At 34.3% G+C, this 16,316-nt stretch carries 13 protein-coding genes; 4 read left to right on the forward strand and 9 right to left on the reverse strand.

The window, feature by feature from the left end:
- Positions 1–10: 10 nt before the first annotated feature.
- Entirely contained in the window at positions 11–991 is a 981-nt protein-coding gene (locus CJP74_RS02240) for a single-stranded DNA-binding protein (RefSeq protein WP_119496656.1), read from the reverse strand.
- A 65-nt stretch (positions 992–1,056) separates the two neighbouring features.
- Positions 1,057–1,764, reverse strand: a complete 708-nt coding sequence (locus tag CJP74_RS02245; RefSeq protein ID WP_119496657.1) for a single-stranded DNA-binding protein — start codon at positions 1,762–1,764, stop codon at positions 1,057–1,059.
- Between the two features lie 364 nt (positions 1,765–2,128).
- Between CJP74_RS02245 and CJP74_RS02250 the strand changes: the two genes are divergently transcribed.
- Both CJP74_RS02250 and CJP74_RS02255 read left to right on the forward strand, forming a co-directional pair.
- Entirely contained in the window at positions 2,129–5,323 is a 3,195-nt protein-coding gene (locus CJP74_RS02250) for an excinuclease ABC subunit UvrA (RefSeq protein ID WP_119496658.1), read from the forward strand.
- Between the two features lie 148 nt (positions 5,324–5,471).
- Positions 5,472–6,539: a rod shape-determining protein gene (locus tag CJP74_RS02255; RefSeq protein WP_119496659.1), complete on the forward strand. Its 1,068-nt coding sequence runs from the start codon at positions 5,472–5,474 to the stop codon at positions 6,537–6,539.
- A 161-nt stretch (positions 6,540–6,700) separates the two neighbouring features.
- Here the strand turns inward: CJP74_RS02255 and grpE are convergent, their stop codons facing one another.
- From grpE to CJP74_RS02270, 3 genes are all read right to left on the reverse strand, one after another.
- On the reverse strand, positions 6,701–7,642 hold the full coding sequence (gene grpE / locus CJP74_RS02260; RefSeq protein WP_119496660.1) for a nucleotide exchange factor GrpE: 942 nt from the start codon (positions 7,640–7,642) through the stop codon (positions 6,701–6,703).
- Positions 7,642–8,106, reverse strand: a complete 465-nt coding sequence (locus tag CJP74_RS02265; RefSeq protein WP_119496661.1) for a hypothetical protein — start codon at positions 8,104–8,106, stop codon at positions 7,642–7,644. The genes grpE and CJP74_RS02265 overlap by 1 nt, the downstream gene beginning before the upstream one ends.
- 176 nt (positions 8,107–8,282) lie before the next feature.
- Entirely contained in the window at positions 8,283–9,581 is a 1,299-nt protein-coding gene (locus CJP74_RS02270; RefSeq protein WP_119496662.1) for a GHMP family kinase ATP-binding protein, read from the reverse strand.
- Positions 9,582–10,317: 736 nt separating this feature from the next.
- Between CJP74_RS02270 and CJP74_RS02275 the strand changes: the two genes are divergently transcribed.
- Both CJP74_RS02275 and CJP74_RS02280 read left to right on the forward strand, forming a co-directional pair.
- Positions 10,318–10,533, forward strand: coding sequence for a hypothetical protein (locus tag CJP74_RS02275; RefSeq protein ID WP_119496663.1), 216 nt, complete (start codon positions 10,318–10,320; stop codon positions 10,531–10,533).
- Positions 10,534–10,659: 126 nt separating this feature from the next.
- A complete protein-coding gene (locus CJP74_RS02280; protein ID WP_119496664.1) occupies positions 10,660–12,333 on the forward strand; it encodes a cyclic peptide export ABC transporter in 1,674 nt (557 codons plus the stop codon).
- 40 nt (positions 12,334–12,373) lie between these two features.
- Here the strand turns inward: CJP74_RS02280 and tadA are convergent, their stop codons facing one another.
- From tadA to CJP74_RS02300, 4 genes are all read right to left on the reverse strand, one after another.
- A complete protein-coding gene (tadA, locus tag CJP74_RS02285) occupies positions 12,374–12,901 on the reverse strand; it encodes a tRNA adenosine(34) deaminase TadA (RefSeq protein WP_282432509.1) in 528 nt (175 codons plus the stop codon).
- Positions 12,902–12,977: 76 nt separating this feature from the next.
- A complete protein-coding gene (locus tag CJP74_RS02290) occupies positions 12,978–14,312 on the reverse strand; it encodes a pseudouridine synthase (protein WP_119496665.1) in 1,335 nt (444 codons plus the stop codon).
- A 111-nt stretch (positions 14,313–14,423) separates the two neighbouring features.
- Positions 14,424–15,419 (reverse strand): glycosyltransferase family 8 protein, encoded by a 996-nt coding sequence (locus CJP74_RS02295; protein ID WP_119496666.1) that lies wholly within the window; start codon positions 15,417–15,419, stop codon positions 14,424–14,426.
- A 16-nt stretch (positions 15,420–15,435) separates the two neighbouring features.
- Positions 15,436–16,266 (reverse strand): alpha/beta fold hydrolase, encoded by an 831-nt coding sequence (locus CJP74_RS02300; RefSeq protein WP_119496667.1) that lies wholly within the window; start codon positions 16,264–16,266, stop codon positions 15,436–15,438.
- Positions 16,267–16,316: the final 50 nt, after the last annotated feature.

The raw sequence follows: 16,316 nt of genomic DNA on the forward strand, positions 1-16,316 counted from the left end.
CTCTCTTTTTTTAAAATGGTAATTCATCTTCGCTAATAGAAGTACTTTCTACGACTTTATTTTCTGGCGTAGATTTTGTTTCAGCAAGGTTTGCTTTATTAAAGCTACTATTACCAAAACCTTCGCTCTCTTCTTTACTAGCTTCATAAGGAGAGGAGGTTGGATTTACTTGTAAATCACTTGGCTTTTCTTGATTATTAAAGCCACTTTGGTTATTAGCACTTTGTTGATTAAAGCTACCATGGTTATTTGTATTTTGCTGAGCAAAGCCACCTTGGTTATTTGTATTTTGCTGAGCAAAGCCACCTTGGTTATTTGCATTTTGCTGAGCAAAGCCACCTTGGTTGTTTGCCCCTTGCTGATTATAACTACCTTGGTTATTAAAACCTTGCTGATTAAAGCCACCCTGATTATTAAAACCACCTTGGTTGTTATAAGGGTTTTGGTTGTTATAATTATTTGCTCGAGCTTGGTTAGCAAAATATTGCTCAGAATTATTATACTGCCCTTGATTCATATTGCCATAACCTGGCGGGGCATTATTAGCAAACTGAGGTTGGGAATTATAGCCGTTGTTATATTGTTGATACTGAGCATTCCAGTCATTACCGTTGTTGAAGTTCTGGAAGTTATTTTGTCCATATTCACTTTTTGGCGGACGAATAATTGCCTGCACCGTCTCGGCTTGAATCTCAATCGAAGTTCGTTCGGTGTTAGTTTGTTTATCAAGATATTTGCGCGAACGAATACTTCCTTCTACAAACACTAATGAGCCTTTTTCTAAAGTATGAATAACTCTAACTGATCTTTCGTTGTAACAAACAACTCTATGCCAGTCTGTATTGGTTTGCCACTGATTAGTAGTACGATCTAACCAAAAAGTACTCGTAGCAAGAGAAAAGGCTGCAAATTCACCATACTTGGATTGGAAAAACTCAGGATCACGCCCCACATTCCCAACGAGAAAAACTTTATTTACATATAAGGCCATAAAATGTTCTCTTTTAATTATAGGATAAGCTCTTGCTAGAAGTTCTAACAAGAGCTTTAAAACTCTTAGAATGGGATACTATCATCATCTACTTCAGATGAAGAACTTGGGCTTGGAGTTTTTCCAGCTGGTTTTTGTAAAGTTGTTGCTGTTTCTGGTTTAGACTCATAAGGTGAAGCTTGGTTGTTCCAAGATGAAACAGCTTCTTGCTCTTTATTACCACCCCAGTTGGCATTAGCATTTTGGTTAAAACCTTTACTACTAAAGTTATTGCCACCTGCTTGGTTATTAGCATAATTATTCTGGTTGTTAAAGCCATTACCTTGACCAGCAAAGCCATTGTTACCTTGACCAAAGCCTTGACCAGCAAAGTTGTTATTGCCTTGTCCTGCAAAGCCATAACCTGCTTGGTTACCAGAAGTAGGACGCTCTACAATATTTAAAGTATCTACTTGAACGTCTAGGATTGTGCGTTCGGTATTTGTTTGTTGCTCAGTATATTTACGCGTACGTAAAGAACCTTCAACAAACACAAAAGCACCTTTGTGTAATCTTTGTACCGTATTTACTAGGTTTTGTGGACTTTGTGGGTTAATAAATAAAGAACAACGTACCCAGTCAGTATTATTGATCCACTCTCCAGTATTTGAGTCACGGTATGATCTTTGTGTTGCCACTGAAAAAGTATATAAAGTGTAATTTGGTCCCGTTAATACAGTAGGATCTTGTCCTAGGTTACCTAAAAGGGTAACGCGATTAATATATAATGCCATAAAAGCACCTCGCTTAATTAAATGTAAATAATAATTTCATTATTCCGTGCACTGGTTTTAAATATTCCGTTTTTAAATTTTTTTCCGTTATTTATAATTTCTTTCGTAATTTAAAGTAAACATTTAAACAAGCGTTCAACGTAAATTAATGAAGACCTTAAATAAAAGAATAAATTAATATTCTTATTTCTGATTATATCACAAGTCATAATTTGCCAAGCTGTTTTTTCTAAGTTGATTCACTTTATTTTTCAACAACTTACAAATCCATTAATTTCATGGGAAAATTTAACAAAAAATCAAATTTGCCTCTTAAAAAGACTATAATATAGAAGTAATAAAATTCCATGGAGTCTTATAAAAGATGAGTTTTCCACGTAATATAGATATTCAAAATGCTTATATTCATAATCTCAATATTAAGCATCTTGAAATTCCTTTAAATAAATTTGTCGTTATTACAGGTGCCTCAGGTAGTGGTAAATCTACTTTAATTCATAACGTTTTAACTAACCAAGCTGCACGTATGCTAAATCTTGGCTTAAATAGAAGCCTATTTAACAACCTGCAGTATTTTTCTGACCATCAAGCGTTAAAAGTAACAGGAATTACTCCTGTGCAATATTTAAGCCAACGCTTTGAGCATAAAAGTCGTCGCTTAAATTTAGCTCAGTTTATCGATGTAGAAACGCCAATTAACGTGTTATTTTCTCGCTTTTCTGCCTTTGCCGATGATAATATTTCCGAAGCTTATGATAAGGGAAAAATTTATAAACTTATTACTAACCTTCCTTCGCCAGATAAACAAACTTTAGAAAACGCTTTACAACGTCGTGGACAGGGGTATAAATACCGTTATCAAGTAACCTTCCCTATTCATTTACCTATGCTTCCTGGTTTAGAAGACCTTGATTTCCCTGCTCCAGATAATTTAACTCAAGATCAAATTATTGCCCGCAATAAGTTAATTTTCAAGGCAATTAACAGTAACTTTAACTATGACCAAGATACAGTTGTTGTTAATAAAAAGCATGTTTTTGACTATTATGATCTCCAAGACGATATCGAGGATTTAACTTTTTGTATTGAAACTTTTGATGTTTGTTTTTCCGAGTTTAGAGATCCACAAAATCTGCCAGAAAACTTTGCCATAAATTTTGATCATGCTTATGATAATGCCTTGCAATATGAAGAGCAAGCGTTTAAGGATTACTTTAATAAGCATGCTGCCCAACAAACAGATTTGCATAAATTAGGGCTAAAAAACTTAAAAGATGAGCAAAGAGTTGAGTATACTGCAACTAACAGTAATAAACTGCGCATACTCTATCCACCTTCAGTAGGGATTTACCTACCAACCCAAGAGCTACTTACCGATTATCCTTTACAAAGTGTGGTAGAGAATAAACAGAAAAAGCTAGTTTTTGATGCGCATGATCTTAACGCCTTTTCTACCTTTGGTAAAAATAAATGCCCTACTTGTAAAGGCTCGGGTTTAAATAGTGCAAGTAATGATGCTTTAAATGAATACTGCCCTAAATGTAAAGGTATAGGTCTAGCTAAGTATATTCTAGCAGCCAAACTCGAAAACAAAACTTACAAAGAGTTATTCACCGAACCTCTTGATAAGGTATATAGTTTTTTCCAAAGATATTTAAAGAAAGAAAAAGGAAAAATTTCTCCTAGTGAAAAAATTAGTAATGCTGTAGATATGCAAGTTTTTAAAGTCTCTTTAATTCAAGAGATCTTAACTAACTTGGAACATCTGATTGACTTAAAACTTGGATATTTAAATCTGGTTCGTAAAATCTATACTCTTTCGGGCGGAGAAATCCAACATATTCAATTAAGTAAAATCTTAACCCATCAAACAACTGGAGTTACTTATATCCTCGATGAACCTTCAATAGGTTTACCGCCTGCAAGCAACCAGGTACTAATTAATAAATTACGGGCGGTGGTTGATCGAGGCAACTCGGTTATAGTTGTTGAACATGATCGCGATTTTATTACCCAAGCTGATTACGTTATAGTTCTTCATGCGGGAAATATTACCTTTGCTGGCGAACAACAGCAACTACTCGAAGCAGATATTCCTCTAGTTAAATATCTGCAATATCAAACGCCAATTTCGCAAGTTTTTGCAGATATAAATAATAAAAACTATAACCAAGCTTTAGAACAAGATAAACTTTCGCTCGATCAAGAAGGCTTAAAAAATATTCTGATTAACACTAACTTTAGCCAAAATATTGCCAATAATCTTGATACAGCCAAAGTCTATGCCAAAAGTTTAGATATCTCCCTCGAGACTTTATTCTCTCCCGCTTACAAAGAAATTAAACGGGAAAAGTTTGTTTATGTGGGCGTTAACCAAGGGTACTTTAAAAACCAAACCGTTGCCTTTATGCGTAATGCGATTAACGTAATAACGGGAGTATCGGGATCAGGGAAGTCTTTCTTTGCTTATCGAGTTCTTTATTTAGCAACTCAAGCTGCCTTAAAGCCTGGGGTTAAAGTTGAAGAATTTAAAAAGCAATATAAAATAAAAAATATTCTTGGGGGCATCGGCTCTTCTTTAACACCTGAACAAAAAGTTAATCCAGGGCATAAATTCTCGCGTATTATCTATACCAAACAAAATCTGCATGAAGTTAATCTCAGTAGAAGTATTAGTTCTTACTTCAATATAGATACAGATCTAGCTAAGATTTTTGCCGATAGTGCTAAATTAACTTTCCGCCAACAAAACTCAGTGCTCGGTAAATCAATTATTCTCGAAGAAGCAGACTTTGTTATTAAAACAGGAAAAAGAAAAAATCTTTGCTCGGAATGTAATGGTAAAAAATATATTCAAGTCCAACTCGAAAAGGATATTAGCGAAAATATAACCTGCCCTGAATGTAATGGAGCAGGCTTTGCACCTTATGTTCTTTCGGTATATTTATCTTATGACCCACATAGTCAGATGAGATACAATATTGCTGATTTTTACAAGCTGACTATAGATCAGGCTTATGAGTTCTTGCTTAAATATCACAAGTCCTTTCCGTCAATAGGACTCAAACATATAATTCTACGCTTGGCTTATTTAAAACGTTTCCGTCTCGGGCATTTAAGCTTAGGGCAAAAGCTCGAAGATATTTCAGGTGGGGAATTACAAAGACTTTATCTCATTCGAGAAATTAGTGGCACTAAGATCAATAAAACTAATCCTAAAGATCAAGAGTATTTAATTATTATTGATGAACCAACCACAGGTCTCCACTTTGATGATATTCAATCTTTACTCGACTTTTTAGTTGAATTAAGAAATGAAGGCCATACAATAGTTCTTATTGAGCATAATGTAGATCTTGTTGCTAACTGTGACTATTTAGTTGAGTTTGGTCCTGGAGCTGCTGATAATGGAGGTAAGGTAGTCTTTTCTGGAACTATCAATCAACTTGTTCAGCTCGTTGAGAATCCAGGGAACGAATATGTTAGTGATATGATGCAAGAAATCTATAACTATAACCTCAAACTCCACAAGTTTATCGCTAAAGAGCAAGAAAAATAATTGATTATTAATGCAGTAAAAAGTGTAATTTGTTATAATAAACAAGATTTGTTTTTTATAATCACTTTATACACAATACAAATTTCTCTTTAGTAAGTATTAACTATTTTACCTTGTTACAAAACAAGGCATAAAAACTGGAAAATCAATGTTTAAGAAAATCTTTGGAATGTTTTCAAATGACATTGCTATCGACTTAGGTACAGCAAACACCCTAATCTATGTTAGAGATAAAGGTATTGTTTTAGATGAACCTTCGGTTGTAGCAGTACGTCGTGACGCAAATGGTGCACTATTAGATATTGCTGACGTTGGTCACAATGCCAAAGCAATGTTAGGTAAAACACCAAAAAATCTTTTTGCTTCGCGTCCTTTAAAAGATGGAGTTATTTCTAACTATCTTTTAACGGAAAAAATGTTACAGTTTTTCATTAAGAAAATCCACAAACCAACATACTTTTTTCGCCCAAGTCCACGAGTTTTAGTTTGCGTTCCAGCGCAATCAACTCAAGTAGAACGTCGTGCTATTAAAGAGGCAGCTCTAGGAGCTGGGGCACGTGAAGTTTACTTAATTGAAGAACCTATGGCAGCAGCTTTAGGAGCAGGACTACCAGTAAGTTCTCCTAAGGGTTCATTTATTGTTGATATCGGTGGTGGTACAACAGAAGTTGCCGTACTTTCATTAGACGGTATTGAATGTGCTGTTTCAGAACGTGTGGGTGGTGATCAAATAGATGAAGCTATTATTTCTCACATTAGAACCAAATTTGGTTTAAAAATCGGGGAACACACAGCTGAACGTATTAAACATGAAGTTGGTTCTGCTATTTACCTAAGTGAAGAAGAAAACCAAACGATTGTAATTCAAGGATTTAATATTAACGAAGATCTTCCACGTGAAGCAACTATTTCTTCTAATGATGTAGTTGAAGCTATTGCAGATCCTCTTGATAAAATTGTTCGCGCTGTTCAGTCTACAATTCAAAAAACTAAACCTGAATTAGCTGCTGATATCTATAAACACGGTATTACCCTTTCGGGGGGTGGTGCTTTATTACGTAATATTGACAAACTTATTTCAGAAAAAACAGGAATTGGTTGTTATATTGCCGATGAACCTCTAACATGTGTAGCACGTGGAGGCGGTAAAGCTCTAGAAAAAATTATCCGTGACGGTTATGATTCATTCACAACGGATGAAATTCCACAAAACTAATTTAGAAAAACGTAGGGTAACATCTACGTTTTTTTTTGTTTAAAAAAAACTAGCCTATTCCTTGGCTAGCTTATATATCATTTTTGTCCATACTATAATTTAGGTTTAGATATAGAAAAACCCCCGAATTTGAAGTCAAATTCAGGGGTTGAGACTGCTTATTATTCTTCAGCTTGGAAAGCCACAACTGAAGCAGGAGATACGATACGACCATTTAGTTCGTATCCTTGAGAAACAACGTGAGCTACTGTACCAGCTTGCTCAGGAGTTTGGTAAGGGTATTGAGCTACGGCATCATGTAAGTTAGGATCAAATTTATCCCCAACAGCACCGTAAATTTTAACCCCATGTTTTTCTAGATCTTTTTTAAATTCTTTATCGAATTCTTTTAAGTAAGCAATAAATGCATCAAACTCAGCATTGCCTGTATCTTTAGGCAGACGGTTTGCAGCCATATCTAAGTTTTGGAATAATGGCTTAATTGCATTTTTAATTACTTTTTCGTTAGCAAAGTTTACTGCATTTTCAGTATCACGTAAAGCACGTTCTAAACGACGGCTTTCTTCTTCAACTAATGGTGTTCGACTTGCAATACGTTGAATTTGTAAGTCATTTTCTACCGTTAGATTGTTTTGCGCTAACTCATATTCTTTTGCACTTAAAGTAGCTAAAGAATCAGCAACTTCTTGAAGTTCTTCAGGACTTACTTGCTCTTGAGCTAAACGTTTAAGTAATTCTTCTAAGAAAGATAAAGCTTGGCTTGAAACAGTCCCTAAGTGGTCAATTTCTTCAGCTAGAACTAAAGCTTTAACTTCTTCGTGGGCAAGATCAGCTTGAGCTTCTGCTTGTGCTGCTTCTTGCTCTGCTTGAGCAGCTTGAGCATCAGCTTGTTCAGCTTGAGCTTCTGCTTCTTGAGCTTGTTCTTGAGCTTGCTCAGCTTGTTCTTGTGCTTGTTCTGCTTGCGCTTGAGCTTGCTCAGCTTTTTCATGAGCTAAATCAGCTTGTGCTTCTGCTTTTTCAGCTTCAACTTCAGCTTGGGTTGCTTTTTCTTCTGCTTTAGCTGCTTGTGCTTTTGCATCGTCGTAATGATGTTTTTGAGACATTATTCTTCTCCTTTTTCTTCTTTTACATGTAAACCTAAAGAAATTAGGTTATTTTCAAAAGCTTTTAGAATAAGCTCTATACCCTCAAAGTTAGCTTTAAGGTTTTCATCATCAGCAAATTTTGGTGCAAATTCAGCTAATTTACTTGATAGTTTTTCTAAGTTAGGTTTTAAACTTTCAAGATAAAATTTTTCTTGGGCAACACTAACTTTAAATTTACGATCGCTTTCAACTCCTTTAATGCGATTTTGTAATCTATTAAAGTGGTCTGAAATTTCACGTAGCTTTTCACTATTTTCCGTATACTCTTTTAAGCCTTCATTTACTTTATTAGCCGTAACGAGATAAGCTTCAATTTTTTCCGCAAAATCAGGAGTAACTTCTTTTTTAGCAAAAAAGTCAGCCAAAGCTTTTAAGTCTTTTAACTCAGGGCAAGCTTCTTGACCTACATTTTTATCTGTCATATGTTTCCTTAGTGTGATCTATAAGCAAAAAAATTGCTTATAAGCTATTTAGATTTTTACCCTATTAGTATACCACTTATAGTTAATAAATCAAGGTTAGAACGCTTATTCTTAAAAATATTTAGAGAATCTACGTCTATTCGCTCAACAACCTCTATCTAAGTAGTAGGGTAAAGCTATGCAGACCAAATTTCTAAGTTAGAATTTACTAAGTCAATTTTGTGCATTTGTAAATTAAACTGAGCTGCAAGAGGATTTTCTTTACAAAACTCTTTAAATTTACGTAAGTGCCAGTTTAAAATTGTCTCTAAACGTGGAACATAAACAAAACAAGTTGCCCCAGTTCCAGTTAGTTGTAGGTTGCCATTAAACTTGTGCTTTAAATCATCTAATAAAGGACTATTAGCAAAAAAGTTATTGGCAAAAGAGTTAAGGCTGTGTTGCGGTGCCTCTGGATCTAATTCAAGCTGTTTTAAAGTATTTTTCCAACTTTGTAAAAAGGTTTGCTTGAATTTTCTTGGATTTTCTTCCATTTGTAACTGAGGTAAGTTACCTAAACTCTTAAAGGCATTTCCAGTATCTACTTTATAATCTGAAGTAAATACTAAAAAGTAACCATTTAACCAAGCATGGTATTTATGCTCAATATGACGAGCTAAACTTATAAAGTCTAAGGCTTGATTTGGGATAATATTTGGGTTTTTATTTACCGCATCAATGAGCTGTTGGGCTAAATCTACCAGAACTAAAACTAGCTCTTGTAAATAAGCTATATTTGGGTAAACTTTTAATTCGCGACTACCATAGTCATAGAACGAAAGCGGATCGGTTAAATCTATTTCTTTAATTCCTTCTAGGTAGTGGTATAAAGTCGAAAATACTTGATAAAATTCTTCGGCTTGCGGAGTAAAAAATAAATCACCAATGCGATAAGCTAAAGAAGATTTACCATGCACAAATACAGCACAGTCAGCTCCCACACGTTGAGCTATAGCAATTAAATTGCTTGGCGTTAAAAGAGGGAAGAACTTTTTAGCAACAGTTTGTAAAATAACTGCCCCATTCGATGAGCCGCCACCAAGACCACCTTGGACAGGAACACGTTTATCTACTTTAACTACAAGTTTATAACTGGCAAAGTTTTTAATTTGTTCGGCTGAGGCTGTACTTAAGAGCTCGGTACTCATAGCTAGATGAGCCAGAGATTTATAAATGAGGTTACCCTCTTTTGCTACTATGCCTTCAAAGCCATGGATTTCTAAATTATTTAAAAAGATACGTCCTGCCTCTAAAGGATCAGAAGGCATATCTTGCGGATCGGCAACTTGCTCCCAAGTTACAATTAAATAATCAGCAATTTGAGGAAGAATTTTAAAATAAGTGCTAATGGCATGGTAGCCTGTATTTAACTTGGCATCTACATTAAGAAATAGATTTATTTTTGCCGGAGAATTTAAAACGTAAGATTCTTTCATATTTAAGTCAAAGAAATAGACAAAGTATTAATTGTAAGGCAATGACAATTAAAGTACTTTTCTGATTGTAAGTGAATTATGCAGGTAACCAATTAAAGTCACCTTTGATATTATAAGAAAATTTGCTATTTTTTGCTGACTAAATATAGCGGCATATTTAGTAAGCAATTAAAAATTGGCATTTTTATCTTTTTTATTTTTCCCTAAATAAAAGGCTATTGACTTTGTATTTTATTTGTTATAAAATGTATTAAAATGTGGCAAGAAAAATTAAAACCTGACAAACTACCACATTTTAGTGAAAAAATTATCTTACTAATTAAGCACTTCTTAATTTAAGATAATATTTTACTTATTAAATGAATAACAAATTATAGATCGGCGTTTCCTATCTATAATTTTTAGTATGAGTTTAACTACTTATTTATCAAACGCAAAACACAAATGTTAGACCATACTTTGGGGTTCAATGTAAATATAAGTTTACATTATTGATAAGTAATATTAGTTTTACTTTGCATTTTTTAGTTAAAGCAATATATTACACACTTTAATTATTTATTAGCATTTTCTCGGGAGAAGTAGAACTAATTTATTTATTACGTAGATAATTATAATGCGTATAAAAGACTAGTATACGGGCTAAACATTATATTTATATTGATATTTTTAGCTTATTGATTCCACCATTTTCTACAGTAGTGGTTACTTGAGGAAAGTGGTCAAGGAGGTGCACATGCGTAAAATTAGAAAAAAAGCATACAGAGGCTTACGTAGACTAATCAGTTTTAAACGTCGCGTGGTACGTTTAAACCGTAAACGTTCTTTACAAAATGACCATAAAGTTAAACAAACTAGAACTATTATGGTTTTACGTGATAGTAAAGTTAAACTCTATCGCAGCCGTAATAGCAACTTTACACGTCGTACAAGCTCTCGTATTGAAGCTTAATTTTAAAAGCGCAAAAAAAGGATCCTAAGTTCTTGCTGAACTGGGATCTTTTTTTATGCCTAAGTCTTCAGACTAGATTTGGAGCTGTGATAAAATAAGACATATTTTATTTTAAACAGACTATATATGCCGTTAATATTACATTATGCCAAAAGATTTAAGTGGCGTATTGCTGTAATTATTTTCTTATCTATATTAAATGGTTTAGCAAGTATTGCCATCTTAAATTTTATTAATACCAAACTTTTAAATGCCGATAGCTTTGGGTTTACTACCTTTATAGCTTTTGTTTTTACCTTAATTGCCTTTCTTTTTATCCAAACCTTGGCACAAATTTGCTTGGCAGCTCTAGGACATAAAATTGTTTTTCTCTTACGTCGACAATTAATTAAACAAATTATTGATTCAAGTTACCAACAAATTCGTAACCAAGGTAAAGCAAAAATTCTGGCGAGTTTAAATACGGACATAGATAACATTTCACGTATTTTTATGAACCTTCCTGATGTAATTCAGGGGGCAGTGTTAGCTATATGTACGGGCTTTTACCTTGCTCACCTATCGGCACCTTTACTTGGGGTTACCGTAATTTGCTTTGCGATAATGCTCTTAGGCATGCACTTTATTGTTCGTACTGTTGTACGTAGCTTTAAAAAGTATCGTGCTACCAAAGATTTTCTTTCGGCAGACTACCAAGCAGTGCTTGATGGACATCGCGAACTTAAACTAAATAATAAACGCGCACATAAATTCTACGAACAAAGATTAACTCCTCATGCTGAAAACTCACGAGCTCTAATTGTTCGTACAGATTTTTTCCATTATCTGGGCAATAACTATTTTGATGTAATGGTGTTAATTCTCGTAGGCTTAATTTTCTATCTTGCTTATGCTTTTGCTTTAGCTACCATTGAAACTACCATTACCTTTGCTGTAACTATTCTCTTTGTGCGTAATTTTATTAGTCAGGCTGTAGCTTCAATTTCAGATATCACTATAGGTTTTGTTTCTACGCAAAAAATCCAACAGTTAGATTTTGCTCCTTTTACGCCTGAGTTCTCAGGGCAAGATGCTTTAAATCCTAACTGGCAAACTATTCGCTTTGAAAATGTAACCTATACTTATCCAAAACAACAAAATGAAGTTGAAGGCAGCAAGCAAACGAGCCAATTTGCTTTAAAACCACTAAACTTTACCTTAAAACGCGGTGAAGTTACTTTTTTAATTGGCAAAAATGGTTCGGGTAAATCTACTTTAGCTTTATTACTTTCAGGTTTAGTTGAACCTACTTCAGGAAAAATCTACGTTGATAATACTCCTTTAACGCCAGAATTATTCCACTCTTACCGTGGCATGATTTCATCTGTGTTTAGTGATTTTTATCTTTTTAATGAAATTCCTGCCGATGATACGCCAGAAACTAATGCTCTTATTGAGCAATGGTTAGACCTCTTACAAATTAGAGAAAAAGTAGAAATTATCGATCAAAGTCTTTCTACTACTTCTCTATCAACAGGTCAAAGAAAGCGTTTGGCTTTACTAGTAGCCATTGCCGAACAGCGTTCATTTATGATTTTAGATGAATGGGCAGCAGATCAAGATCCTGCTTTCCGTTATACTTTCTATCATCAAATTCTCCCATTAATTCAAAAACGTGGGGTAACAATTTTTGCTATAAGCCACGATGATGCTTACTTTGATATGGCAGATAATATCTTCTTAATTAACAAAGGGGAATTAAGAATTTTAAATGCCCAAGAAAGACTAACCGAAGCCCACTTGGCAGTAGAAAATCTTTAATAAAAAAAAGACATCTGTTTTCATACAGATGTCTCTTTTTTTATTTCTCTGAATATAATTGTGTTGCAGCCCGTAAAAGACGTTTTTGAGATTTTTGTACCTCACGTCTTTTTTTAAAATATTTTAAGAGCTCTTCGCGTACTTTTTCTTCACGAACTCCTTTGGTTACTTGCGGAATATGGTTCATAGGAAAATCACGGAATAAATTAAATCTTCCGCCAATTGCCCCAGTTTTAGGATCCCCAGCCCCAAAGACTACGCGTTTACAACGGGCATGAATTATTGAGCCAGCACACATGGTACAAGGTTCTAAAGTTGCATAAATCGTTGAGTTAATTAAACGATAATTCCCTATCCGGTGCCCTGCATCTCTAATTGCCAATACTTCAGCATGAGCCGTTGGATCTTTTAAGTTAATTGGCATGTTGATGCCAATCCCAACTATTTTATCATCTAGCACTACTATCGAAGCTATAGGAACTTCGCCAATACGTTGGGCTATTTTTACTAAATCCAAACACAATTCCATAAAAAATAAATCTTTATCTTCTTGCTTGGTTTCTGGCAAAAATACTGGTGTTAGTTGATAAAAAGGCTCTAAATCGCGAAGTATTTCATCTGAATAAATAGAAGAAAAAGTCATATTATTTATAGAATTTTTCTACAAAGTCGTTTTTGCGGTTGTTAGAGAATTTTTTCTTATTGTTTTGTGAAATTTTCTCTGCTAATTGTTTACGTTTATCACGTTGCTCTTTATTTCTTTCATCATACACACGTTGCTCTTTGCCTGCACGGTGTTGATTATCTTTGAAAATTGCACGACGAATAGTACGTAAATGTTTGGCTTTTTGACGTTTTAACTCAGATTTAGATTGCCCACTTAAATCCGAAGGACGGAACCCTTCAGTTTCTGGTGGTAAACCAACTAGGCCACGCACAAGGTTAATTTCATTTAAATCCGCTTCTAAATAACCAGAAGCAGGAATGCTTAGATCACGATTTAAACGAATACCCGCGTATTCTACACGAATTAAGCGCGAAACCATAACGTCTTGGCTTTCCCAAATACGACGTACTTCGTGCTTACGACCTTCGGTAATTGATACTTCAAACCATTGGTTAGCTTTACGTTGTGATTTTGAACCTTGATCTAAGTTAGGATCTACTTCACCTATAGCATGAATTTCATCAAACTTAGCAATACCGTCATCTAGCTCTACCCCTTCGGTAATGCGTTTTAACATCTCATCAGTTACTTCACCGTAAACACGACATAAGTATTTACGTTCAATATTAAATGAAGGGTGCATTAAGCGGTGTGCTAGTTCACCATCATTGGTAAAAAGTAATAAACCTGAAGTATTAGCATCTAGACGTCCAACCTGTACCCATCTACCTACGTTTAAACGTGGTAAACGATCAAATACAGTTTTACGACCTTCAGGATCAAAGCGTGAAGAAATTTCCCCTTCTGCTTTATGATAGATTAAAATTTGGCATGGTTCTTTTAAAGCCGCACGGTGATTAATTACACGACCTTCTACCCTAATTTTAATTGAACTATCGTTTAGATCAATTTGTTGTCCAACAATTGCTTTTTCACCATTTACTGATACTAAGCCATCACGAATTAATTGTTCTGCTTTACGGTTTGAACACATACCCGTACGAGCAATTACTTTGTGAAGTCTTTCTGGACGTACACCTTTATCTTGTTTTTTAACCGTTTTTAGTTTTATTACACCTTTTTTACTAATATCAGCTACATCATTGCGTGATTTTCTTAAGCCTTCTAAATAAGACTCATCGAGTTCATCAGCTTCAAAAATTTCTTTATCGCGGTTTAAAATTGAACGACGATAAAAATCTTTGCGAGCCGTATCTTTTTTATGCTGTTTTTCTTTAGCTTTGAGAATATCTAAAGCTTTTTTCTCTTTAGTAGCTTTTATTAATTTTAAAACTTTTTCAGTTAATGACATAATTTTTTCCAGTTCTTGGATCTAGTTGTATCTCTACAAATAAACACCGTTTTTAATATACAAAAAATACAAGCATATTATACTAAATTTCAAATGGTTTTAATAGCATATCTAATGCCAAATAGGTTGATAAAAACCATTATCATCTATACGTAGTAAATGCAAATAACTATATGATTTAATGAGCTTGTTTACATCAAAAACATTACGGTTTAATAAGATTTCGCTAATGCTTTCAATGTATAACTCCATAAACAAGCGTCGAAAAGGAAGCTGTTTATTTGAGTTTAACGGCTTATTAATCCCTGTATAAGAAACTATATAGGGAAGGTTATACGCAGGTGGAGGCGTAAGCTGAGCATACTTTGGCACTTCACCATTACGTAAATGTAATTCCTTACTTATGTAATCAACTTGGTAGTTATAAACATCTGGTAAAGCTTGCCAGTCAAATTGATGGAATAAGTTAAGGAATAAACTTACATGAGGCATATAGCACACTTGGTTAGAGGCTAAATAATTAATGTAAGTTTGGTTTACTTTTAACTGACGCATGCGTTTTAAATTTAACAGCATTACATGAGTGCTAAAGACTTTAAAATCATGCGGTTGCCCTTGCAACTCACGGACAAAGCGAGACAAATAACTTTGACTCTCTTGGCTTTGCTTCAGTTCATGGCTTAATAGATAATCTGGGCAAGCGTAAATACTTACATTATCTGCCATAGGGTAATTTAATAGCGGAGCTAAATCTTTAATGACTAAAGTTTCTGGATCTAAAAAGAGAACACTATCTTCATTAGGTAAAAGGTCTACAAGAAATAATTTGTAATAAATAGATTTACTTAAGTGTGATGAATCTATACTTAAATTATTTAGAAGTTGCTTTTGTTCTGCTGTAGGCGTAAGTACCTTAATTTGGCAGTGTCTTAAATGTAATTGACACTGTCTTATATAGTGGAGAATTAAATCCGTAGGGTAGTCATAATTTAGGATATAAATAACTACTTCTTCTTTGCCGTTAGACGCTAGGAAAATACTCTTCAAAAGTACTTCAAGGTATTGACTAACACGATAATCGGCACTTATTACAATACTTCTTGCCATACTACCTCTACTAATCCTAGCTAATTACCACATAGTCTTGTCCAGGTAATATGCCATTATTTTCAAAGAAATTTTCCATATATTGGAAAATTGTACGTGGTTGTTCAGCATGGAGCCAGTGTGTAGCCCCTTCAACACAGTATAATTTTGCTTTCGGGAATTGACGTGGAATAGCTTGTTGACGTTCATCATCTACATATGGAGAGTCACCACCATAAATAAATGCTGAAGGTCCATTATAGACATGCTCTTCCCAAATCCCAATATGATTGTATTCTTTTTCTAACACTGGGGCATTGAAAAGAAACTTATGCGGCTCTTCATTAGTAAAGCTTTTTAATAAGAAATTAATAACACCTTGGTTATCTAAATTTGCTTTAAGAATCTCACGACACTCATCTCTTTCTTGACAATTATGGGCAATAACTTGGTTAATTGCATAGAAAACATCATCATGCCCACGTTTACCATAAATAACAGGTGCCATATCTAAAACAACAAGAGCACGACAACGCGAGGCATAATCAAAAGCAATGCGCATAGCTACTTTACCACCCATAGAGTGACCTACCGGAATAATATCCTTAATCCCGTAATGATCTACTACTTTTAATACATCATTAGCCATTTCAGGATATTCCATTTGATTACGGTAAAAACTATGACCGTGATTAACTAAATCTACGCGTAAAATGTTAAATCTATCCGCAAAGTGACGCCCAATCATACCAAGATTATTTAAATCTCCCATTAATCCATGGATAAGCACTAACGTTGGACGATCTTTTAATTCTTCATTATAAGTGTATTGATGATTTAATAAATCAAGATTACGTTCAATAGTCATTATAAGTCCTTGTCTCAGATTAATCGCTTTTAGCGGGTTAATTAGCCAAG

Origin of the sequence: Psittacicella melopsittaci (assembly GCF_003585925.1) — a bacterium.
GTDB lineage: Bacteria > Pseudomonadota > Gammaproteobacteria > Enterobacterales > Psittacicellaceae > Psittacicella > Psittacicella melopsittaci.